Raw genomic sequence first — 21,401 nt, forward strand, 5'->3', positions numbered from 1 at the left:
AACAACCCTGCGCGGGCCGACACCCACTTGGCTTGGGGAGACAAGTCGGCCACAAGTGCGTCCCAAGAACCGTTGGCGAAGGTTGTTCTCGAGCCGGTGACCAGCCGGAGAAGCAACCAGCGTCGGCCCTGCCGGCCGACCCCAACGTCAGGAATACCACGTCATGTCGATCGAGCTGAACAACCCTTCCAACCCCGAGTCCGTCCTCTCCGTCCGCACCCAGAACTCGGTTCTCGCCGACCTGCGCGACCGCATCGCCGGCGCGGTCTACGGACCTGGCGAACCGGGTTACGACGCCGCTCGCAGCGGCTTCAATCTCCTCGCCGACCATCGGCCCGCGGTGATCGCGGTACCCGCCAACCCGTTCGACGTCGTCGAGGCGGTCCGTTTCGCGGTCGACGAGGATCTGCGGGTGGCGGTTCTGGCGACCGGACACGGACCGGGTGCGGCCGCCGACGGCGCACTGCTCATCAACACCTCGCACCTGGATTCAGTGTCCGTCGATCCGGTCAACCGCACCGCAACCGTCGCGGCAGGCGTCAAGTGGGGCCCGGTACTCGAGGCTTCCGCAGCGCACGGGCTGGCCCCGCTGCTGGGGTCGTCCACCGATGTCGGCGCTGTCGGCTACACCCTGGGTGGCGGCTTCGGCTGGCTGGGCCGGCACTACGGCCTCGCCTCCGACGCGGTCCGGTCTTTCGACCTCGTCACCCCCGCCGGTGAAGCCCTCAAGGTCAGTGCCGATGCACACCCGGACGTCTTCTGGGCGCTCAAGGGCGGCGGCGCCGGCAGCCTGGGCGTCGTGACCTCGATGGAGATCGACCTCTTCCCTGTCGCCACCGTCTACGCGGGCAATCTGTTCTATCCGGCGTCGGACGCCGCGGCGGTGCTGCGTCGCTTCCGCGAGTGGGCGCCTGCGCAGTCGGACGAGCTGACCTCGGCGGTGACGTTGATGAACTTCCCGCCGCTCGACATCGTCCCCGAGCCGCTGCGTGGACAGAGCTTCGTGATGTTCCGTGGTTGCTGGTCGGGTGACATCGACGCCGGCAAGGACGTCGTCGACGAATGGCGGCGCTGGAAGACCCCGGAGATCGACATGTGGGGCGAGCTTCCGTTCGCCGCCGCAGACGCCATCAGCATGGATCCGACCGACCCGATGCCCGCGATGGTGACGACGGAGTGGTGCAACGACATCGCCGACGGTGCGATCGACGTGATCACCTCCAACGTCTTGCCGCGACCGGGCGCCATGCCGCTCATCCTGTTCGCCGAGTTCCGGCACGCCGGCGGCGCGATCGCGGCGCACGCCGCCGAGGCGGTCAACGACCGTGGTCGCTGCGACGAGTTCCTCCTGGAGATGGGTGCGATCGTGCCCGATCCACACGTCGGACTGGCGGTCGAATCGGCGCTGCGGCTCACTCGACGTGCCCTCGAGCCGTACGTGACCGGTGCCGCCTACCTGAACTTCACGGAGTTCGAGGAGCGTGCTGATCGCTCGGCGTCGGCGTTCAGCGAGATCCACCGGCAGAAGATCGCTGCGATCAAGACCGACCTCGATCCGCAGAACAGGTTCTGCCACGGAACCGTGTTGTCCTGAAACCCCGCGCAGGACAGCGGCGAGACAGGGCCCGGTGACCCCCACCGGGCCTTGTCGTCGTCGCACCGGCAGTCTCGACGCCCCGGAAGCACCTGCGGAAAGTAGGGGAAGAAACTTCCTCCCCTACCCTTGGAGTCCTCCCCCAGAAAATTCTCGCGGACGACTATGAACCCCGGGGAAGAAGCTCTTCCCCTAGATTTTATGGGCACCGCGCGATCGTGTTTCCCCAGGTCATAAGGGTGGTTGCCGAACACTTCGGGTCAGACACGCATGACGGACGAATGCAATCCGATCCGGAACGGCCGACGGTCCTCGTGGTGGACGCCGCCAATGTGGTGGGTTCGGTCCCCGACGGGTGGTGGCGCGACCGTCGGGGCGCCACCGAACGGTTGCGCGATCGGCTCGCGGGGCCGGCGACCGACGGACTTGCGGAGGTCCCGGGACCGCTGGAGGTCACCCTCGTCATCGAGGGTCGTGCCCGCGGTGTCGCCGCGACTCCGACGGTCGGAGTGATCGAAGCGCGTGCGTCGGGCGATGACGCCATCGTCGAATACGTTGCCGCCCAGGGCGACCGGAATGTGGTTGTGGTGACTGCCGACCGTGAGCTGAAAAGCCGCGTCCACCAACTCGGTGCGCGAACACTGGGTCCGTCGGTCCTGACCCGCTGACGCGAGTGCCTCGACGCCCATACGATGGGTGTCGACCGGTCGGTTCGGGGGATGCACACGCAGATCCGACACCACCTCATGGCGAGGAGCGGCAATGGCCACCACCGTGGCAGAGATCATCGTCGAGCGCTTGAAGGACGCCGGAATCGCTCGCGTATACGGGATTCCCGGTGATTCGCTCAACGGGTTCACCGACGCACTTCGGACCGACGCCACCATCCGGTGGCAGCACGTGCGGCACGAGGAGGGCGCCGCGTTCGCGGCGTCGGCCGAGGCTGCGCTCACCGGAGAGTTGGCGGTGTGTGCCGGGAGTTGCGGCCCGGGCAATCTGCACCTCATCAACGGGCTCTACGACGCGCAACGGAGCCGGGTTCCGGTCCTCGCGATCGCCGCGCATATCCCGGCACCCGAGATCGGCAGCGGGTATTTCCAGGAAACCCACCCCGAGCAACTCTTCCGGGAATGCAGTTCGTATTGCGAGATGGTCAGCACACCCGAGCAGATGCCGCGCCTCCTCGACATCGCCATGCGTACGGCGGTCGAGGAGCGTGGGGTGGCAGTCTTGGTGATACCGGGCGAGACGTTCCTGGAGAAGTGCGCCACGCGGCGCTCGGGGGCTCCGATCCGCGCCATCGACAGCGTCGTGCGGCCCACCGATGCCGACCTCGCGCGCGCCGCCGACATCCTGAACCGCTCGGAGCGGGTGACCATTCTGGCCGGGGCGGGTGTCGCAGGTGCGCACGACGAGGTCGTCGCACTCGCCGCATCCCTGCAGGCACCGGTTGTGCATGCCCTGCGCGGCAAGGAGTTCATCGAATACGACAACCCCTTCGACGTCGGAATGACGGGCCTGCTCGGGTTCTCGTCGGGCTACCGCGCGATCGAGAAGTGCGACACGCTCCTGATGCTCGGGACCGATTTCCCGTACCAGCAGTTCTATCCGTCGAAGGCCACGATCATCCAGGTCGACATCCGGGGTGAACAGATCGGCAAACGCTGCCCTGTCGACCTGCCGCTGGTCGGGAGTGTGCGCGACACCATCGGACCGCTTCTCGACCGGATCGACCCCAACCGGGACAAGACCCATGCGGCGTCTGCTCGCGAGCATTACGCAAAGGCCCGCGTCCGCCTCGACGATCTCGCGGTCAACGACCGCAACCGCGCGCCGATTCATCCCCAGTACCTGGCCCGTCTGGTGAGCGAGAAGGCGACGAACGACGCGGTGTTCATCCCCGACGTCGGTTCTCCGGTGGTGTGGGCAGCGCGGTACCTCGAGATGAACGGCGCGCGGCGACTCATCGGCTCCTTCACCCACGGTTCGATGGCCAACGCGGTCTCCCAAGCGGTCGGGGCGCAATCGGCCTATCCGGGCCGCCAGGTGATCGCACTGGCCGGCGATGGCGGCCTCGCCATGCTGCTCGGCGAGTTGCTCACCATCACGCAGAACAGGCTGCCGGTGAAGATCGTGGTGTTCAACAACTCCTCGCTGAACTTCGTCGAGGTCGAGATGAAGGCAGCCGGTTTCGTGAATTTCGGCACGGACCTGGTCAATCCCGACTTCTCGGCGCTCGCCCAGTCCATCGGCATCCTCGGGCGTCGCGTCGAGCAGCCCGACCACCTCGATGCCGCGGTCACCGAGATCCTGGCCCACGACGGCCCGGCCCTGCTCGACGTGGTGACCGCACGACAGGAGTTGTCGATCCCACCCACCGTCACCGCCGCCCAGGCAAAGGGGTTCACCCTCTATGCGTTGCGCACCGTGATGTCCGGGCGCGGCGACGAACTCGTCGACCTCGCCGAGACCAACGTGTTCCGTCGACTCTTCGATTGAGCACCATGACCGGCGAATGGGCGATCGCCACGACGATCGCCGAGCTGGCGACACACGAAAGTGGTCGCATCATCGTGGGATTCACCGGACCGCCCGGTGCGGGTAAGACGACCATGGCCGGGCGCGTTGCCACCCTCCTCGCCCGGAGGCTCGGCCCCGACGCGGTGGGCTACCTGCCCATGGACGGATTCCACCTGTCGAACGCCGTGCTCGAGCGCCTCGGCCGCCGCGATCGCAAGGGTGCGCCCGACACGTTCGACGTTCATGGTTTTGTGGCCACACTTCGTCGAATCACCGACGCGGACACCGTGGTCTACGTTCCGGGATTCGACCACGCCGCAGGCGAACCCATCGCCGCCCAGCTGGTCATCCCAAGCGATGCGCAGGTGGTGATCACCGAAGGCAACTATCTGGGGCTCGACGCCGGCTGGGCCGCGGTGCGGCCGCTGCTCGCCCTGCTCTACTACGTCGACGCGCCCGACGAGGTGCGGACCGCGCGTCTCCTGAAACGCCATGTCGCGGCCGGCAAGACACCCGAACAGTCACGCGCGTGGATCGATGACGTCGACCGGCCCAACGCGACGATGATCGCCGCGACCCGGGACCGCGCAGACGCCGTCATCGACAACGCGGCAGGTCACTCCGCTCGCGAGAACGCCGACGCCCGCGCCACCTGATCGGCGGTGACCGCTACGCCGGTATAGCGCTCGAACTGTCGCGCGGCCTGCAGTGCGATCACCTCGGCGCCGGTGACCACCTGCTTGCCCGCCGCTCGTGCCGTTGTGATGAACGGCGTTTCGGCAGGAAAGGCGACGACGTCGAAAGCTGCGCGTGCCGCGCCTATCTGCTCGGCGGAGAAGGCCAGCGACGATTCGTCTGCACCACTCATCCCCAACGGCGTGACGTTGACCAGGATGACGTCGGCAGGATCGGGTTCGGTTGCCGTGTGCGCATACCCGTACTTGTCGGCGAGCGCCGAACCGGCCTCCACGTTTCGCGCCACCACGGTCAGATTCTCGAAGCCCGCCCCGCGGAACGCCGCGACCACCGCTTTGGCCATGCCCCCCGATCCGCGCACGACGACCGGGATTCCCCGATCCAGCGAATGCTCGTCGATCAACTGCGCGACCGCTTCGTAGTCGGTGTTGGACGCCACAAGGCGACCATCCTCATTGACGATCGTGTTGACCGACTCGATCGCCGACGCCGACTCCTCCATCTCGTCGACGAGGTCGATGACGGCCTCCTTGAACGGCATCGACACCGACGCGCCCCGGATGCCGAGCGCACGCACCCCGCGGATCGCGCCTTCGATGTCGTCGGTGCCGAACGCCTTGTAGATGAAGTTGAGACCGAGCTCGTCATAGAGGTAGTTGTGAAAGCGGGTACCGATGTTCGACGGACGGCCCGACAATGAGATGCACAGGGTCATGTCCTTGTTGAGGATCGGCATTCGATGCTCCGTCTCCTGGCCGCCATCACGGCCTGCGTTGGGATCCCCCCGCCGACCACCGTACCCACGCCACGACAATGTGAGGACCGCAGATGATCAGCCGCCACCTTTCCGTTGTCGTTCCCGGGATCACCGCCGACGCGGTGTACCGATTCGCCGGCGACCCCGACAACCTGCCGCGCTGGGCGGCCGGACTCGCGAGCGGCGTCCGGCGCGACGGTGAGCTGCTCGTCGTGGATTCACCGATGGGCAAGGTGACTGTCCGCTTTGCCGAGTCCAACGCATTCGGAATCCTCGACCACGAGGTCCGACTGCCCGACGGCACCGCTGTCGACAACCCACTACGCGTGCTGTCGCATCCTCTGGGTGCCGAAGTGGTGTTCACGGTTCGCCAGCGCGACCTGTCCGATGAGGACTTCGACACCGATTGCGCTGCGGTGCAAGCCGACCTCGACCGACTGCGAGGCCTGCTGGTCGAGTGACGTCGTGATCAAGTGTCCCCAGGTCGAGTTTCACCGTCACCCCTGATCACCGCTTCAGCCAACTCGCTGCGCCTTCGACCCCTGAACGCCAGAATGTGACTCACACCACATCGCTCCGCGTCGATCGACGACGGGTGCATTGATGAGAAGGGCCGAAGCCATGGGTCGCTCCACTACCGATCAGATCGATGTCCTGGTTGCCGGCGGCGGTCCGGTGGGCCTGACCGCCGCGATCGAGTTGCGGCGCCGCGGAGTGCGGGTGCGCATCGTCGACCCGCTCGACAGTGCTCCCCAATACGCCAAAGCCGTTGGCGTGCAGCCACGCACTCTCGAGGCGTTCGAGCAGATGGGCGTCCTCGGCCAGGTTCTCGACGCAGCCATCGAGATGCACGGCCAGATCGTGTTTCTCAACGGCGAGCAGGTGTCTCGGGTCGAACTGTCTGTGCCCCCCGACATTCCGTTCCGATTCTGCTTCATCCCGCAGTACGCCACCGAGCGCATACTCACCGAACGGCTCGCCTCGCTCGGCACGACGATCGATCGCGAGGTCCGGCTCGACGGATTCACCCAGGACGCCGACGGCGTGACCGCCACCTTGTCGGGTCCCGACGGCCACGAAACAGTCCGGGCCCAGTACCTGATCGGATGCGACGGCGCGCACAGCACGGTGCGCAAGACCCTCGGACTGACCTTCGAAGGCGGAGCGTTCGTCGAGCAGTACATGCTCGGTGACGTGGCGGTCGACTGGTCTCTGCCCCGCGGATTCGCTGTGCGTTCGGTTCACCGGTCCGAAGGTGGCGACGACGGACTCGTGTGTATTCCGCTACCGGGCCGGGGTCGCTACCGTGCGTCGATGCTTGTCCCCGACGAGTTGTCGGCCGATGCCGATCAGGGCGATGGCGTCGCCCACGGATTCGAGGGATCCAGGCGGCCCGAGTTGCACCACATCCAGACGGTTTTCGACCGGTTGGCACCCGAGCCCGCCACGGTGTCGGACATGCGGTGGTCGTCGGTGTTCCGCATCAGTCATCGAATCGTCGACTCTTACGGGCGTGGAAGGGTTTTCGTCGCCGGCGATGCCGCCCACATCCATCCGCCCACCGGCGCACAGGGCATGAACACCGGTATCCAAGATGCCCACAACCTTGCCTGGAAGCTGGCGCTCGCGGTCGCCGGCGACGCGGCGGACGGCCTCACCGACAGCTACGACGCCGAGCGACGACCGGTCGGCGAGGAGGTGGTCGGCCGCACCGTGCGCAACGCACGGCAAGGCATCGATACGGCCACGACCGACCCCGACCACCTCATGCGCAGGGAGGGGCAACTCCTGATCGACTACGCCGGCAGTCCCATCGTCGGTGACGCGCCCACGGCAACCGAGGGACCTCACCCGGGGCAGCGGGCGCCGGACGCAGCCGGCCTGACGCGCGAGGTGGTCAACTTCGGCCTGCGATTGTTCTCGGCCCTCGACCGCACACAGCATTCGGCAGTGCTGTACGCGGACAGCACGTGCGGTGCGGCCGAGGTGGCGGCTCTCGAACTGTGCGCCGCCGAGGTGGTTGCCGCAGCGCGGGGCAGGATCGATGTGCATGTGGTGGCGGCTCCAGCGGCCCAAGTCGGCACCACGATTCTCCCGTTGCTGCGCGATTCCGAAGGTCTCTTCGCCGACGCCTACCGCCCGGACGGGCCAACGGTGTTCGTCATTCGTCCGGATGGATATCTCGGCTACCGGGGCCCGCTGTCGAACGTCACGGCCACCCTCGCCCACCTGAGATCGACATTCGCCGAGTCCGCCACCGACCCGGCTCGCGAGAGCGCCACCGCGACAACGTAATCTCGGCGCATGTCGATTCCTGAGGTCGCGCAGCGTGCGCGACGCGCTGCGGGGCGCGTGGCCGGCACGACGATGGCACGCACGCTCGGCATCGGCGAGGTCATCTACCTGATCGCCCCCACCGGCTACCCGAACTACGGCGACGAACTGATCGCTCGGACGTGGCTGCGCCATCTGGCTCGGGTTCGTCCGCGCGCCACCGTCGTCGTCGACTGTCATTCGCCGGGACAGGCGTCGCTGCTGCACCGCGGCATCCACCCCCACACGCTGTTCGTGGATACGCTGTGGCAGTTGTCGGAGTTCGCCGCAGCCGCACCCAAGGATTCCGACGACGGCCCCGACCCGGACCAGCCGTGGACGTGGATGGCCTCGACCGTCACCGACCCCGGTCGCTCACCACGGCTGAGCGCGGGAATCGAGATCCTCAATCGCGCGTCGACGATCCACCTCCTCGGCGGCGGCTACGTCAACAAGGTGTGGCCGCAGCACGTTTCGCTTGTTGCCGCCGCTGCGGCGGTCAGTCGGGCCACCGGTGCCACCGCGGTGGCCAGTGGTCAGGGATTGATTCCCTGCCTGGATGAACCGGCGTGGACGGCGTTGGTCGATGCGGCCGGCGCCTTCTCGGTGTTCGACGTCCGCGACGATGCATCCGCCGATGCGCTGACCGCGGTGCCACACGCGACCAACTCCGGTGACGACGCATGGCTTTCGCTGCACCGGCCCGCGTCGAATGTGTACCGCCGGATGTGGAAGGACCGCGGCGTCGTCCTATGCCTGCAGTCCGACCTCACCGACGAGTTCCGCGGACCCGAGTCGACCGGAGTCGCCGCACTCACCGATCTCGTCCGATCGACTCTCGACAAGTGGGATGTCGCCGGCAGCGATGTCACCGTCATCGAGGGAATCCCTGGCTACGACAACGAGGTCGCCCACCGTCTCGGCGACCGCCTCGACGGCGCCACCAGGATCCCGTTCCGCGACGTCTGGCTGTTCGGGTTGCCTGCCGGCGAGGGTCAAACGTGGATCAGCACGCGTTTCCACCCGCATTTGATGGCGGCAGCCGCCGGCGATTCGGGCGTGGCCATTGTCCCGATGCCCGAGTACTACTCGACCAAGCATCGGTCGCTGACCGATCTGGGTTCGGCGTGGACGATTGCCGACGACGGCACCACCGTTCCCGACCCGCCCTTCCGCGGTGGCTTCACCCCCGAGGACCGGCAACGCGCGATCGACGCGAAAACCGCGTTGGCCAAACGCATCTACCCGGACTCCCCCAGCCGGTCACTACGCCGCGGCTGACTCGACGAGTTCGGTGACCAATCCCGCTGACCTGGGTAAATGCCGAGGCCCGCCCCGCGGTCGTCCCACCAAAAGTAGGGGAAGAAGTTTCTTCCCCGAGGTTCACAGTCGTCCCCTACAAATTTCTGGGGGAGGACACCAAGGGTAGGGGAAGAGTTTCTTCCCCTACTTTTTTCGGGACGCTCGGGTGGATCGTGGGTTCGTCTGCCGGGTCGGATGGCCGGGACGATCGGCATCACGTCTGAAGTGGTCTTCCTGGCGTGCCGCCGAGGGAAATGTGCCCTCGGTGGCCCCTCACGGAGACCGTTCCGGATGGCCTCGTTCTTCCCGCTTCCACGATCGCCGACGAGGTCGGCGGGTGGGTCGCTGATCCGACGAGTTGGATGACCAGCCTCTTGACCTGGGAAAACGCGTCTTCGTTTCTTCGCCGACTTTGGTGACGCGGAAGCCCTCAACCCCTCGTAGGGCCTCGCCGACATAGGTGCTCGCATTTCTCCCATCTGCTCGCAATGCATCGTGCACCGATGGCAGACACGCGAGCAGATCGCGGCAGCAACGCTGGTGGCACGCGCCTGTGCATCGAGGGTCGAGATGGCCGCCGAGACGCAGTGTCGGCGCGGCGCGATGTCAGAAACCGCGTGTCTTCTCAGAAACCCGGTGCGCACCAGCGGTTTCTGGCAACACTGGCGGTTTCTGGCAACAAGGTAGGTCTGCGACGAGGCCGTGTCTTCCCGCGTCCACGATCATTCATGTCCGACACCTGCCGAATCGAGCGCCGAGCGGAACTCTTCCGAGGAGTAGAACGGCGCCAACCGTCGTCGCAACACGTCGTCGAGAAGTCCTCGCTCATCGAGGGTTTCGAGAACCGGCGGTCCGAACCGCAGACCCTCCTCCATGAGATCGTCGCGCCCGATGCCCAATTCGGCGAGCAGGTCGGTCAGGCTCGTCTCGCCGTATTTGTCGAACACGTGCGCAATCCCCTCGTCCAACAGCGCACGGAAATATGCGGTGTCGCGGAAGGACTTCCAGAATTCGAAGGCGGCCACCACACCGTCTTCGACGTCGTCGGCGGTGACCAGCTCACGAAACGTTCCCACGGACTCGGTGGCATTGCGACGCCACACCTCGCGGGCGGCGTCCACCAGTGCGACGTCACCCTGCGCGGCGCCCAACACGAAATGCATGCCGGCCCTGGTGGCCTGCTCCACCCCACGGTCGACGACGGGCATCGCCGGGGTCACCACCCGCGACAGACCACCGCGCAGGAACCCGACCACCCCCGTGCTGCCTCCCGCATCGACCCCCTGGGTGACCGCATCGTCGACCGCGCGCACGACGACCTCGACGAAGATGTCTTCGGTCACCGGGTCTGTGAGGATCCGCTGCAGCACGCGCTGAACGACGTCGGGATCGGCGATCGTGACGAGCAGATCATCGAACTCGCGGACATCGAGGACCTCGGCGACCGCGACCTCGTCGTTCACCCGATGACGGTACAAGCGCCCAGCGATCTCACCGACGAGTTCGGGGATCGCGCCCTCGACCGGTAGCTGTACCGCGTACTTGTAGGCAGTGTCCTGAATGCGGGCCGGCGTCACCACCTCACCCAGGGTGAGTTGCCCCGCGTCGGCGAGAAAGTGGTCGATCTCCTCGGCGACCAGGTCGTCGAACAGATCGCCGTCGCGCAGTTGCCTTTTGGCGAAAGCAATCTGTGCCTCGAGCAGCGCATCCGCGAGTTCGGTCATGCCACCAGCCTCGCACACATCCGGCGGCCCACAGGTCAGCTCAACGCAAACGCCCCACCCGTCGGGCCCGCAGCCCTGGCCGACGAGCGACCACCGATGTCCCGCCCGATCCACACGCCGGGAGTCAGCTGACGGTATTCGTGCAGGCTGATCGGCACGCCTCCGAAATCAGCTCGGAAGTCTGCGGCAAACACAGGTTTACGGTCGATCTTGGAGACGGTTCGAACGAGGGCACCCCCGGCGTCGCGGCCCCACAGATAATCCTTGTAGACCCATGGGCCCCCGTTGGGCCCCGTGGTGAATGTCAGCGTCTTGCCCAGGAGGTTCTGCGTGCGGGAACCGGCGCGCGCAGCGTCATAGGGCACCGCCTTGCCGTTTACCTGGAAAACCGGCAGCAACGCGATGGACAACGTGCCCTTCGGCGCCTCGCCGAGTGGTGCGGAAAGAAGCAGACTCAGGATCTGTTGGCTGGTACAGCGATTGAGCAACGCATCGACGGTGGCTGCCTTGTCATCGGCTCGCACGACGCAATCCCGACCGATCGATGACGGCGTCGCATGAGCCGTCGATGGCGCCGTGAGACCGACGACACTGCTCACGATCGCCGTCACCATCATCCCGAGCTTTCTGAGTCTCATACCCGCAGTCAACGCGCTGGAGCGGCATCCGACAACTCAGATCGCTGAATCATCGCCTTGACGAAACAAATTGAGCATCAACAACTTCAGCGATGCGGTCCCGGTTCGCCGCCCACGTCAACGAACGCGGCTCAGATCCGTACGTAGGAGCATCACGTTGTAGTCGCTCCATCGCGACGCGTTGAAGTACAGCTCGGGCCCAGTCCCCTTCAGCGCGGGCGATTGCGGCAGCATCATCGGCGCGTACAGCACGATCCGGCCGGACGGCACGAGTGTCTTTCGCGCACTCCACGGCCCTTGCGGGTGGTCGGCGGTGCGCAGCGTGATCTCGTTGTCGCCGTCGAGCATCACGTACTTCTTGAGGTACGGGCTCCACGACACGGACAACTCGGTCACCGGGGCGGGAATGACGACCGCCTCGCCCATGGCGTTCAGATCGCCGATCCACGTCGTGCCGTTCCAATACTGATACCGGTCGAGGGCCGCGATGTCCTCGGGTTTGAATCTGGCCAGGAAGGCTGCGCCGAATCGTCCGTTCGGCGTGCCGAATTGGTAGATGTAGTCCTTCTCGTCGGCGTTGTCGGGACGGCCGCGGGTGTAGGCGTTCTGCTGGAACTTGCCGTTGTTGACGGCCACGTCCGGAAACGGCGGCGACGGTAGATCAAGGGTCACCGGCGCGTTGACCCGGATGGTGTCACCGGCGTTTTCCCAGGTCTGTCCGTTGTTGTCGGAGTAGGCGATCTGGGAGAAGTTGGTGACCCAGTTCCCGGCACTCCCCCACGAGCGGACCGACATGTAGTTGATGTACTGCCGGAAACCACCGCCGGGTCGAGGAAGTGAGATCGCGGCGGTCGGGATCTTGGTGACCTCGATGTAGTCGACACCGAGCGCGGGAATCAGTTCCTGGGCGAAGTTCGGTTGGCCGGCGGCGATGACCGTACCCGAGTTCTGATCCCCCGCAACACCGTTCGGCACGGTGATCCCGTCGATCATCCGCGTGTCGTTGGTTCGGAGCAGTACGTTGTGCCGCCACTGTTGCCCGGTGGCGTTGCAGTTGCCGAAGGTGTCGCCGAAGGCCATCAGGGTCTGGCCGGACCCGTTGTCCCAGCTGATCCCGAGATCTGTTCCGGAGATGGCGAATCGGCTGTAGGTCCGGTTGATGCTGAGCGGCCCTGTCAACCACGCGACGGTGCGCGTGCTGGCACTGATGAATGGCGGCAGCGGACCCTGGGGTCCGATGTTGGGGACGTTGGAGCTGCCCAGCCCACTCGAACCGGCAGAACCGCTGGAACCCAGGGACCCGGTCGACGAGCCACTCGACCCCAGTTGACTGGAACCGAATCCGCCGTTGCCGCACGGCGACGCGAGGGCCGGAGCGACCGAATGAGTGGTGGCCAGAGCCGAGGCGGTGAGGGCAAGAGCACCGACGAGCGCGACGCGTGCAGTCCTGACGAGAATTCTGCGCACTACCCGACCTCCGCGCGTGACTGGTGTTGCTGGTGTGACTAGTGAGGCTATTGTGACGATCCATCATCACCAGCGAGGCATCACAAGGTCACGATCCGGTACCACCCAGATGGAATGCGTCGCACCGATCGTCGGTTGTAGGCGGCATGAGAGCCGTCGTCGTCACCCAGCCAGGCCCACCGGACGTCCTTCAGATCCGCGACGTGCCGACCCCGAAGCCCACGCCCGGCCAGGTCCTCATCAGTGTCGAGGCATTCGGACTCAACCGGTCCGAACTCCACTCCCGACGCGGAGTGGCCGACAACGGCACTTTCCCCCGGATCCCCGGCATCGAGGCGACCGGAGTGGTGGCGGACTGCCCCGGTGGCGAATTCGAGGTCGGCACTCAGGTGGTCACCTTGATGGGCGGGATGGGACGCGAGTTCGACGGCGGGTACGCGGAGTACACGTGTGTGCCCGCGTCCAACGTCATCGCCTTTGACAGCGATCTACCCTGGGCCACCCTCGGCGCCATTCCTGAGATGCTTCAGACCGCCTACGGATCGCTGACCACCGGGGTCGACGGCCACAAGGGTCAAACCCTGCTGATCCGCGGCGGAACATCGTCGATCGGTTTGGCGCTGGCGGTTCTCGCCCGACGACGCGACATGCGCGTCATCTCCACCACTCGGCAGGAGTCGCGCCGAGAGTTTCTCGAGCAGTATGCCGATCACGTCGTCATCGACGACGGCGACATCGCCGACAAGGTACGAGCGCTCACCGATGGCGGCGTGGACGGAGCCGTGGAGTTGGTGGGCGCCAACACCCTTCGCGACACCTTGCGTGCGACGCGGACCCACGGGGTCGTCTGCTTCACCGGCATGCTGTCCGACCAGTGGACGATCCCCGATTTCTACCCGATGGACTACTTACCGAACGGCGTACGTCTGACGGCATACGGCGGGTCGGCCACCGATCTCCCGCCGGCCGTCCTCCAGGACTTCATCGACGACGTCGCAACGGGCACGATCAGCGTTCCGGTCGCGAAGACCTACCGGCTCGATGAGATCGTCGAAGCGCACACCGACATGGAGAACGGCGCGCTCACGGGTAAGGGTGTGGTCCTGACCCGCTGATCGCCGTCAGCCCGGCGACCACCCGAGCGCGGGACCGAGATGGCGGGCCATGTCGGTCACGATCTGTTCGTAGTCCGCGGCGTCGAACGAGAACGGCAAGGCGAACGCGACCTCGGATGCACGCTGAAATCCCGCGTGCGACCGAAGCTGTTCGGCCAGTTCGTCAGACGGCCCGACATAATCCGGCGAGAACATCATGCCGCGCGGACCCTGTGGCCCGGCCGTTCGCGGGAGCCGTGATGCGCGGTAGTCCTCATACCGACGGATCTGCTCAGGTGTCGCGGAATCGGTGGGAATGACGACAAGCCCCTGCGATACCCGAGCCCGCGTCGGATCGCGATGGTGCGCGAGGTAGGCGTCGATGTGTTCACCCTGGATCGTCGCGAAGTCCCGAGAATCGGTTCCCTCGATCGACACCACCGACGATGTCAGATAATTGAGTCCCTGCTCCCCCGCCCACTGCGCCGACGCCAGGCCGCCGCCGTACCAGACACGATCGGCAAGACCCGGCGAATGCGGCTGGATGCGTGTCGAATAGGTCTCGATCCCGACGGTGCCCTCGAAGGAACTGACCGGCTCGCCGCGAAGGCCGGACAACAGTCGCTGCACACGATCCTTGGAAAAGTCCTCGATGTCGTGGGTATCGGGATAGAGCGAGGTCTTGTAGTCGTCGTAGCGCATCGGAGTACCCACGGAGACACCGGGATTGAGGCGTCCCTCAGACAACAGGTCGACTGTCGCGAGATCTTCGGCGAGTCGAAACGGATTCTCCAGCCCGAGCGGTATCACAGCCGTACCGAGTTCGATTCGGCTCGTGCGCATCGCGGCCGCCGCCAGCACGGCGACCGGCGAGGAGATCCCGAACTGCAGGTGCCGGTGACGAACCCACACGCTGTCGAATCCGAGGTCCTCGGCCATCTCGATCATCCGCAGGGTCTCCAGATGTCCCGCGCGCGGATCGTGCTCGTCGAATCGGCCGATGGTGAGAAAACCCATCTTCTCCAGTGGCCGGTTGTCGCCAGTCATGCTGACATCTTGACCGATTCAGCCGCGATCGTTCACCCGAGCCTGCGCCCAGAACTCGACAATCGCCTCCGCCGTGGCAGTCGGCTGCTCGACGGCGGGCAGGATGCGCGCGCCGGTGATCTCGACGACGCGAGCATCGGCCATCTCGGCTGCGATGGGCGCGGCCTGTTCCGTAGTCCACTCACCCCGATCGTCGGTCGTGATCAGCAGCACCGGGCAGGTGATGCGGCGTGTCGCCCAGGCCAAGTCGGTGCGACGCAGGATTGCGGTGTGCACCGCCGGCAGCAATGCCCGACCTGAGCATCGCAGTGAGTCGTCGAGCATCGAGACCGCACCCGGATCGTGGGCGCGGGTCTCATCGGTGAACATCGCTTCGACGATCGCAGCGCGAACGGGTCCCCGAGGTCCGAGGATTCGGTAGAGCGGCAACAGCAGCGAGATCTGTCTGCGCATGGCCGCGTCGATCGGAAACGTCGGCGCACTCATCGCGACCAGACTCGCAATACGATCGGGCCGTCGCGCCGCGAGTTCCATGCCGACGTGCCCGCCCCACGCGTTTCCGACCCAGTCGACCTGGGCACCCTGCTCGCGTGTACAGATCGCGTCGACGATGGTGGCGGCAGCTCGAGCACAAGCGGCGATGTCGGCGGGCGACGTCATGTGCTCGCTGCGCCCCATCGAAGGGCCGTCGATCAGGTACAACGTCCGCCCGGCGAGCAACGGAACCAGGCGATCCCAACTTCGTGAATCGACAAACATGCTGTGCCACAGAACAACCGGCGGACCTGAGCCGACCACGAAGACGTGTAGCCGCCCTACTTCGGTGTCGATCTGCAGCTCATCCATCGTTTGCTCCTACGCGTTCCATTATTGACATTACACAGAGTAATCCCAATTTCGGTGAATGGAAAGAGCCGCAAGCCATAGACTCGATGCGTGGCTCGGACCTACACGTCGACGGTGCGCAACGAGCGCGCCGCCGCCAACCGGAGCGCGGTGATCACCGCTGCAACGAGGATGTTCTGTGACGACGGATGGACGTCGACCACCATGGCCGGGGTCGCGGCAACCTCGGGACTCACCCGGCAGACCGTGTATCAGCAGTTCGACGGCAAGTTGGCGCTCCTCGATGCGTGCATCGACAACGCGCTCTCGGAGGGCCGGGACATCCCGGTGCGAGAAATGGCCACCTACCAAACGATGGGCACCGGCTCACTCGACGACAGGGTCGATGCCGCAGCGAGTTGGCTGCGCGCCGCACACGAACGATCGGCCCGCATTCAGAACGTTCTCGACCAGGCCGCCGTCACCGATGCCGACGCGGCAAGTCGACTGCACGTACGGGAACAACGCCGACGTGACGAGGTCGCCTTCGCCGTCGGCCTCGTCGCCGGAGGCCTCACGCCGGCCATCCCCATCGACGACGCAATCGTGGATTCGGTGTGGCTCTTGGCCTCTCGACGCCAGTGGCTGATGCTCCTCGACGAGCGCGGCTGGTCTGCAGATCAATGGGAGCAGTGGTTCGCCCTGCATACCCGCGCGACCCTGACGCTGCGACCTCAGTCCTGAGGTTCACTTCGCCAAATCGTTGCGGCCCAATCGGATTCAGGAGAGTGTCCAAACCGCGTCGAGGCACCGACAACAAGTGAGTACTGCACATATGGCCTTCCTCGTCGCTGCTGCCCCCACACCATGACCGCCGGCTCACCGCCCGCCGAGCAGTTGGATCAACGTCGCATCTGGTCCATCTTCGGTGGGCTGATGCTCGCGATGCTGCTGGCCGCACTCGATCAGACGATCGTTGCCACCGCGCTCCCGACCATCGTCAGCGATCTCGGCGGCGCCGACCACCTCTCCTGGGTGGTCACCGCCTACATGCTCGCCACCACGGCGACCACGCCGTTGTGGGGCAAACTCGGCGACCTCTTCGGTCGGCGCGGACTGTTCATCGCGTGTGTCGTCATCTTCCTGATCGGCTCCGCGCTGTGCGGCACCGCCCAATCGATGCCGCAACTCATCGGCTACCGAGCGCTCCAGGGCATCGGCGCCGGTGGACTGATGGTGTTGGCGCAGGCCATCATCGGCGACGTGGTGCCGCCACGCGAGCGGGGCCGCTATCAGGGAATCTTCGGCGCAGTGTTCGGGCTCGCCAGCGTCGCAGCCCGTTGCTCGGCGGCTTCTTCGTCGACAACCTCAGTTGGCGGTGGGTGTTCTACGTCAACCTGCCCATCGGCGCGGTCGCCCTGGTCGCGATCGTTCTCGTGCTCCCGTCGACCAAGTCGGCGGTCAAGCCGGTGATCGACTACTGGGGCATCGTTCTCCTCGCCTTCATCTCCACCTGCATCGTGCTGGTCACCTCGTTCGGCTCGATCTGGGGATGGACGTCGGCCCGAATTCTCGTGCTGATCGCCGCAGCGGTGATCGCTGTGGTCGCGTTCGCGCTGGTGGAGCGCAGCTCTCCGGAACCTGTGCTGCCGTTCCGGCTGTTGACCAATCGGGTCTTCGTGATCGCTTCGACGGTCGGGTTTGTCGTGGGCTTCGCCATGTTCGGCGCCATCACGTTTCTGCCGTTGTTCCTGCAAACCGTGCAGGGCGAATCCGCGACCTCGTCGGGCCTGCGCATGATCCCGATGATGGTGGGTCTGTTGCTGACCTCCGTCGCATCCGGTCAGGTGATCTCCCGAACCGGTCGCTACAAGGCCTACCCGATCGTGGGTTGTGCGATCTTCACGGTCGCCCTGTACCTGCTGTCGACGATGGACACGACCACGTCGGGCACCACCACGAGTCTGTTCCTGTTCATTCTCGGCGTCGGACTGGGCTTGGTGATGCAAGTACTCGTGCTCGCGGTGCAGAATGCCGTCGAGTACCGCGACCTCGGTACCGGAACCTCGGGCGCGACCTTCTTCCGCACGATCGGTGCGTCAGTGGGCGTGGCGGTGTTCGGCGCGATCTTCAACGCCCAACTCGACCGTCACCTGACCGAATCCGCGCCGGCTGCCGCGGTCGACCGATGCTCTGCGGAGAGCCTCGAAGCCTCGGCGCTCGCGCTGAAGGTGTGCCCGCCGGAGGTGAGGCTCTGGTACCTCGACGGTTTCACCGATTCGTTTCAGACCGTGTTCCTCGTTGCGGTCCCGATCGGTGCGGTTGCCTTCGTTCTGTCGTGGCTCCTGCCGGAAGTTGAATTGCGCACGGCAACAAGGACACCCGAACCCAGTGAATCCTTCGGCATGCCGAGTGAGCGGTCGTCGCTGGAGGAATTGCGACTCCAGATCTGGCGCGCCCTGGGCCGCGAGAACAAGTTGCGCGCATGGGAACACGTCGTCGACGCCGCGCACAGTCCGCTCTCACGCGGTGAGGCATGGATGCTCAGCCGGGTCGCCGAGGAAGGCAGTCGGGACATGGAGGTGATGGCCTCGGCGTCGGAGACCGAACTGCCGACCATCGAGCGGACTGCCCACGCGCTCGCCGCCCGCGGGATGGTGGACATCGACGAGGCGGACGTGTCGATCACGCCGACGGGAAATGCCGAGGCACAAAATCTTCTCGATGCCCAGCGCACCGAGTTGCGTGCGTTGGTCGCCGATTGTCCCGGCAGCGACGAGCCGGACGTACAGGCGATGCTCGACCAGATTGCGCGCCGGCTTCACGAGGAAGTGCCCCAGTCGCGTTAGTGCTTGCTGACACGGGTGACGTACTTGCCGTCCGCGATGTCGTCAACGATCTGGCGTGGCTTACCGGTCAGCTGCGACGTCGACCTCGCGACGTCGTATCCGATGACGAGCAGGCAGGTCTTGGCGGTCGCTGCGATGATCGCCGCGTCCTGGCGGGTGCTGTAACCGTGGTCATCCGAGGTGATCGGTGACTTCGACTTCTTCCATCCGGCACCTGCGGTGGGCGCCGCCTCGAATTTTCCGCCGTAGCCCGCGCAATTCTTCACTGCGATGGACACGGCTTCGGCGGCGTCGATGTCGACAACGTCACCACGCCTGATCTTCACGAAGAGATCCTGCAGTTCGGCGTTGGTGTGCGTCTCCGACCTCCGCACGAACGTGACGATCGACGAATCGCCGGGCGTCTCCTGAAGCTTCCACCCCTTGGGCGCCCGGAGGGTGACGTCCAACGAGTCGCTCGCGTCACTGTCGGTCAGAGTGACCGTGGTGGTCGAGCCCGCATCGTCGTCGCCACCAGGCCAGAACACGATGGACAGGGTGACCACGAGCGCCACCGCGATCACGACGGCACCAACCGCGATGCCGATCACCTTGCCCGACCCGGACGAGGGCGGTTGACCACCGAACTGGGGACCACCGAACTGGGGCTGACCGTGGAACTGCTGAGGCTGGGCCATCATCTGCGGCGCGCCATAGAACTGCTGAGGTCGGGCCAATTGGGGTGACTGACCCTGAATGGGTGGCGGACCCTGAGGCGCACCCCAGGCTGGGGGCGCGTAGTGGGCGGTCGGTTGACCTCGATGGGGCTGTCCCGACCATCCACCATGCGGCGATCCGCCCATTCCTGGCTGTGTCATGAATGCCCCGTCCCCTGCCGAAACTGTTCTCTTGCTCCCGAAACGTATCGTCCGATGGGCCGCCGCGCCCATTCACCCCCACGGCAGCGCGACAAGGCGGCCGATCGATCCAACGACGCCACCGAGTTCCTAAATACTTTGCCTAAAGGTTAAGTATGTGAGATACTTTGCCTTGTGGAAAAGTATTCGGATGCGCTGGACGAGGTCTTCATCGCGCTCGCCGAGCCGACACGGCGCCAAGTGATCCGCCGGCTGGGCCAGGGGCCGGCCAGCGTCGGCGAACTGGCACGCCCTTTCGCCATGACGCTTCCGTCCTTCATGAAGCACGTCCGAACCCTGGAATCGAGCGGATTGATCCACACCACCAAGAACGGCCGCGTGCGGACCTGCGCACTCAACCGCGAACGTCTCGCCCTGATCGACGACTGGCTCGCCGGCGAACGTCGCATCTGGGAAGACCGCACCGACCGGCTGGAGCAATTCGTCACCAACCCGAAGGAGAACTCATGACCACCGTTGCCGTCGACCCCCGGTTCGACCTCACTATCGAGCGCCTCATCCGAGCCCCACGCCGCGACATCTGGCGAGCATGGACACAGCCGGATCTCTTGGAGCAGTGGTGGATTCCGGCGCCGATGCGAACGCGCGTGGACCACCTCGACGTCCGGCCCGGTGGCGCCTTTGTCACCCAGATGAGCGAGGACGGCACAACGTATGTGCCACACACAGACTCAGTGTTCCTCGTCGTCGAGGACGAACGTCGACTGGTCTTCACCAACGCCGTCAACAGTGCGTGGCGGCCCGCGTCACCGCAACCCGTGGCGATGACCGCCGAGATCATCCTCGACGACCACCCCGACGGTACCGACTACCGTGCGGTGGTCCGGCACGGCGACCCCGAACAGCGGACTCTGCACGAGGAACTGGGCTTCTTCGACGGTTGGGGGTCGGTGACCGACGCATTGGCGGCACTGGCGGAGACGGGCGGGACGTCACCCGACACGACCCCTATGGATCACTCCAGAACGAATACCGGGATCTGACGATCGGTCTTGGTCTGATACTCGGCGTACGGCGGATACGCCGCCACAGCCAGATCCCACCAGTGCGCACGTTCATCCCCGTCGACCTCGCGGGCCGTCAACTCGCGCACCTCGGCACCGTCCTGCACGGTCACCTGCGGATGCGCCTTGATGTTGTGGTACCACGACGGATGGCTCGGCGCTCCGCCCTTGGACGCGACCATCGCGTACCGGCCGTCCTCCTCAACGCGCATCAACGGGACATAACGCTTCTTGCCGGATTTCGCGCCGGTGGTGGTGAACAGCACGATCGGTCGGCCAAGGACCTGCACTCCGTCGGTGGTGCCCTGCTCGAGGATCGTGGTGGTCTGGGTACGAACCCAGTCGGTGGGGCTCAGTTCAGGTTGTGCGCTCATGCTCGAAGACAACACCGTTGGGCCGACACTATTCCTCGCTCGGGTCGAAGCGACCCAACTTGTCGCCAGAAACCGCAGGTGCCGCCAGAAACCGCTGGTGCGCATCGGGTTTCTGACAAGACACGCGGTTTCTGAAATCGCGACACGCCGACGACGTGCCTCGCAGGTCCGCGACCCTGCTGTCGTGGACACAGCTCGGACGTCGGAGCGCGAACGCTTCCCACCCAAGGGCGCTGCCGACATCTGCTCGGTTGGTCGACGTCGCCATCCCGCCGGTCAT

General features: G+C 65.6%; 19 protein-coding genes and 1 pseudogene. 12 read left to right on the forward strand and 8 right to left on the reverse strand.

Annotated features, from left to right (window positions below; translation table 11 throughout):
• The first annotated feature begins 163 nt into the window (after nucleotides 1-163).
• From MKW15_RS08570 to MKW15_RS08585, 4 genes are all read left to right on the forward strand, one after another.
• Nucleotides 164-1,594, forward strand: coding sequence for an FAD-binding oxidoreductase (locus tag MKW15_RS08570; protein WP_240857175.1), 1,431 nt, complete (start codon nucleotides 164-166; stop codon nucleotides 1,592-1,594).
• A 281-nt stretch (nucleotides 1,595-1,875) separates the two neighbouring features.
• Nucleotides 1,876-2,262, forward strand: a complete 387-nt coding sequence (locus MKW15_RS08575; protein ID WP_240857176.1) for a PIN domain-containing protein — start codon at nucleotides 1,876-1,878, stop codon at nucleotides 2,260-2,262.
• 94 nt (nucleotides 2,263-2,356) lie between these two features.
• Complete coding sequence (gene poxB, locus MKW15_RS08580) at nucleotides 2,357-4,093, forward strand: ubiquinone-dependent pyruvate dehydrogenase (RefSeq protein WP_240857177.1); 1,737 nt, start codon at nucleotides 2,357-2,359, stop codon at nucleotides 4,091-4,093.
• Nucleotides 4,094-4,098: 5 nt separating this feature from the next.
• On the forward strand, nucleotides 4,099-4,770 hold the full coding sequence (locus tag MKW15_RS08585; protein ID WP_240857203.1) for a nucleoside/nucleotide kinase family protein: 672 nt from the start codon (nucleotides 4,099-4,101) through the stop codon (nucleotides 4,768-4,770).
• Here MKW15_RS08585 and MKW15_RS08590 read toward each other — a convergent pair.
• Nucleotides 4,731-5,546: a shikimate 5-dehydrogenase gene (locus MKW15_RS08590; protein ID WP_240857178.1), complete on the reverse strand. Its 816-nt coding sequence runs from the start codon at nucleotides 5,544-5,546 to the stop codon at nucleotides 4,731-4,733. The genes MKW15_RS08585 and MKW15_RS08590 overlap by 40 nt on opposite strands.
• Nucleotides 5,547-5,638: 92 nt before the next feature.
• Between MKW15_RS08590 and MKW15_RS08595 the strand changes: the two genes are divergently transcribed.
• The 3 genes from MKW15_RS08595 (at nucleotide 5,639) to MKW15_RS08605 (ending at nucleotide 9,161) form a co-directional block, all read left to right on the forward strand.
• Entirely contained in the window at nucleotides 5,639-6,028 is a 390-nt protein-coding gene (locus tag MKW15_RS08595) for an SRPBCC family protein (RefSeq protein ID WP_240857179.1), read from the forward strand.
• 160 nt (nucleotides 6,029-6,188) lie between these two features.
• On the forward strand, nucleotides 6,189-7,862 hold the full coding sequence (locus MKW15_RS08600; protein WP_240857180.1) for an FAD-dependent monooxygenase: 1,674 nt from the start codon (nucleotides 6,189-6,191) through the stop codon (nucleotides 7,860-7,862).
• A gap of 9 nt (nucleotides 7,863-7,871) precedes the next feature.
• Nucleotides 7,872-9,161 (forward strand): polysaccharide pyruvyl transferase family protein, encoded by a 1,290-nt coding sequence (locus MKW15_RS08605; RefSeq protein WP_240857181.1) that lies wholly within the window; start codon nucleotides 7,872-7,874, stop codon nucleotides 9,159-9,161.
• Between the two features lie 743 nt (nucleotides 9,162-9,904).
• Here the strand turns inward: MKW15_RS08605 and MKW15_RS08610 are convergent.
• From MKW15_RS08610 to MKW15_RS08620, 3 genes are all read right to left on the reverse strand, one after another.
• Nucleotides 9,905-10,906: a hypothetical protein gene (locus MKW15_RS08610; protein ID WP_240857182.1), complete on the reverse strand. Its 1,002-nt coding sequence runs from the start codon at nucleotides 10,904-10,906 to the stop codon at nucleotides 9,905-9,907.
• A gap of 35 nt (nucleotides 10,907-10,941) precedes the next feature.
• Nucleotides 10,942-11,544 carry a hypothetical protein gene (locus MKW15_RS08615; RefSeq protein ID WP_240857183.1) on the reverse strand — a complete coding sequence of 201 codons (603 nt, stop codon included), beginning with the start codon at nucleotides 11,542-11,544 and terminating at the stop codon, nucleotides 10,942-10,944.
• A 117-nt stretch (nucleotides 11,545-11,661) separates the two neighbouring features.
• Complete coding sequence (locus MKW15_RS08620) at nucleotides 11,662-13,011, reverse strand: DUF4185 domain-containing protein (RefSeq protein WP_240857184.1); 1,350 nt, start codon at nucleotides 13,009-13,011, stop codon at nucleotides 11,662-11,664.
• Nucleotides 13,012-13,157: 146 nt separating this feature from the next.
• On the opposite strand from MKW15_RS08620, the gene MKW15_RS08625 reads away from it, so the two are divergent.
• Nucleotides 13,158-14,126, forward strand: a complete 969-nt coding sequence (locus tag MKW15_RS08625; RefSeq protein WP_240857185.1) for a zinc-binding alcohol dehydrogenase family protein — start codon at nucleotides 13,158-13,160, stop codon at nucleotides 14,124-14,126.
• 6 nt (nucleotides 14,127-14,132) lie between these two features.
• On the opposite strand, the gene MKW15_RS08630 is transcribed toward MKW15_RS08625, so the two are convergent.
• Entirely contained in the window at nucleotides 14,133-15,152 is a 1,020-nt protein-coding gene (locus MKW15_RS08630; RefSeq protein WP_240857186.1) for an LLM class flavin-dependent oxidoreductase, read from the reverse strand.
• Between the two features lie 18 nt (nucleotides 15,153-15,170).
• Complete coding sequence (locus MKW15_RS08635; protein WP_240857187.1) at nucleotides 15,171-15,998, reverse strand: alpha/beta fold hydrolase; 828 nt, start codon at nucleotides 15,996-15,998, stop codon at nucleotides 15,171-15,173.
• Between the two features lie 90 nt (nucleotides 15,999-16,088).
• On the opposite strand from MKW15_RS08635, the gene MKW15_RS08640 reads away from it, so the two are divergent.
• Together MKW15_RS08640 and MKW15_RS08645 are read left to right on the forward strand one after the other, a co-directional pair.
• Nucleotides 16,089-16,721 carry a TetR/AcrR family transcriptional regulator gene (locus MKW15_RS08640; protein WP_240857188.1) on the forward strand — a complete coding sequence of 211 codons (633 nt, stop codon included), beginning with the start codon at nucleotides 16,089-16,091 and terminating at the stop codon, nucleotides 16,719-16,721.
• 201 nt (nucleotides 16,722-16,922) lie between these two features.
• Nucleotides 16,923-18,826, forward strand: a pseudogene (locus MKW15_RS08645) (MDR family MFS transporter).
• Here MKW15_RS08645 and MKW15_RS08650 read toward each other — a convergent pair.
• Entirely contained in the window at nucleotides 18,823-19,542 is a 720-nt protein-coding gene (locus tag MKW15_RS08650; RefSeq protein ID WP_240857189.1) for a hypothetical protein, read from the reverse strand. The pseudogene MKW15_RS08645 and the gene MKW15_RS08650 sit on opposite strands and share 4 nt — an antisense overlap.
• A gap of 315 nt (nucleotides 19,543-19,857) precedes the next feature.
• Here MKW15_RS08650 and MKW15_RS08655 point away from each other — a divergent pair, with 315 nt between their 5' ends.
• Together MKW15_RS08655 and MKW15_RS08660 are read left to right on the forward strand one after the other, a co-directional pair.
• Nucleotides 19,858-20,193, forward strand: a complete 336-nt coding sequence (locus tag MKW15_RS08655) for an ArsR/SmtB family transcription factor (protein WP_240857190.1) — start codon at nucleotides 19,858-19,860, stop codon at nucleotides 20,191-20,193.
• Nucleotides 20,190-20,726, forward strand: a complete 537-nt coding sequence (locus MKW15_RS08660) for an SRPBCC domain-containing protein (RefSeq protein ID WP_240857191.1) — start codon at nucleotides 20,190-20,192, stop codon at nucleotides 20,724-20,726. The genes MKW15_RS08655 and MKW15_RS08660 overlap by 4 nt, the downstream gene beginning before the upstream one ends.
• Here the strand turns inward: MKW15_RS08660 and MKW15_RS08665 are convergent.
• Nucleotides 20,699-21,121, reverse strand: a complete 423-nt coding sequence (locus MKW15_RS08665; RefSeq protein WP_240857192.1) for a nitroreductase family deazaflavin-dependent oxidoreductase — start codon at nucleotides 21,119-21,121, stop codon at nucleotides 20,699-20,701. The genes MKW15_RS08660 and MKW15_RS08665 overlap by 28 nt on opposite strands.
• Nucleotides 21,122-21,401: the final 280 nt, after the last annotated feature.

This window comes from Gordonia gummivorans, assembly GCF_022513585.1.
In the GTDB taxonomy this organism is placed as follows: Bacteria; Actinomycetota; Actinomycetes; order Mycobacteriales; family Mycobacteriaceae; genus Gordonia.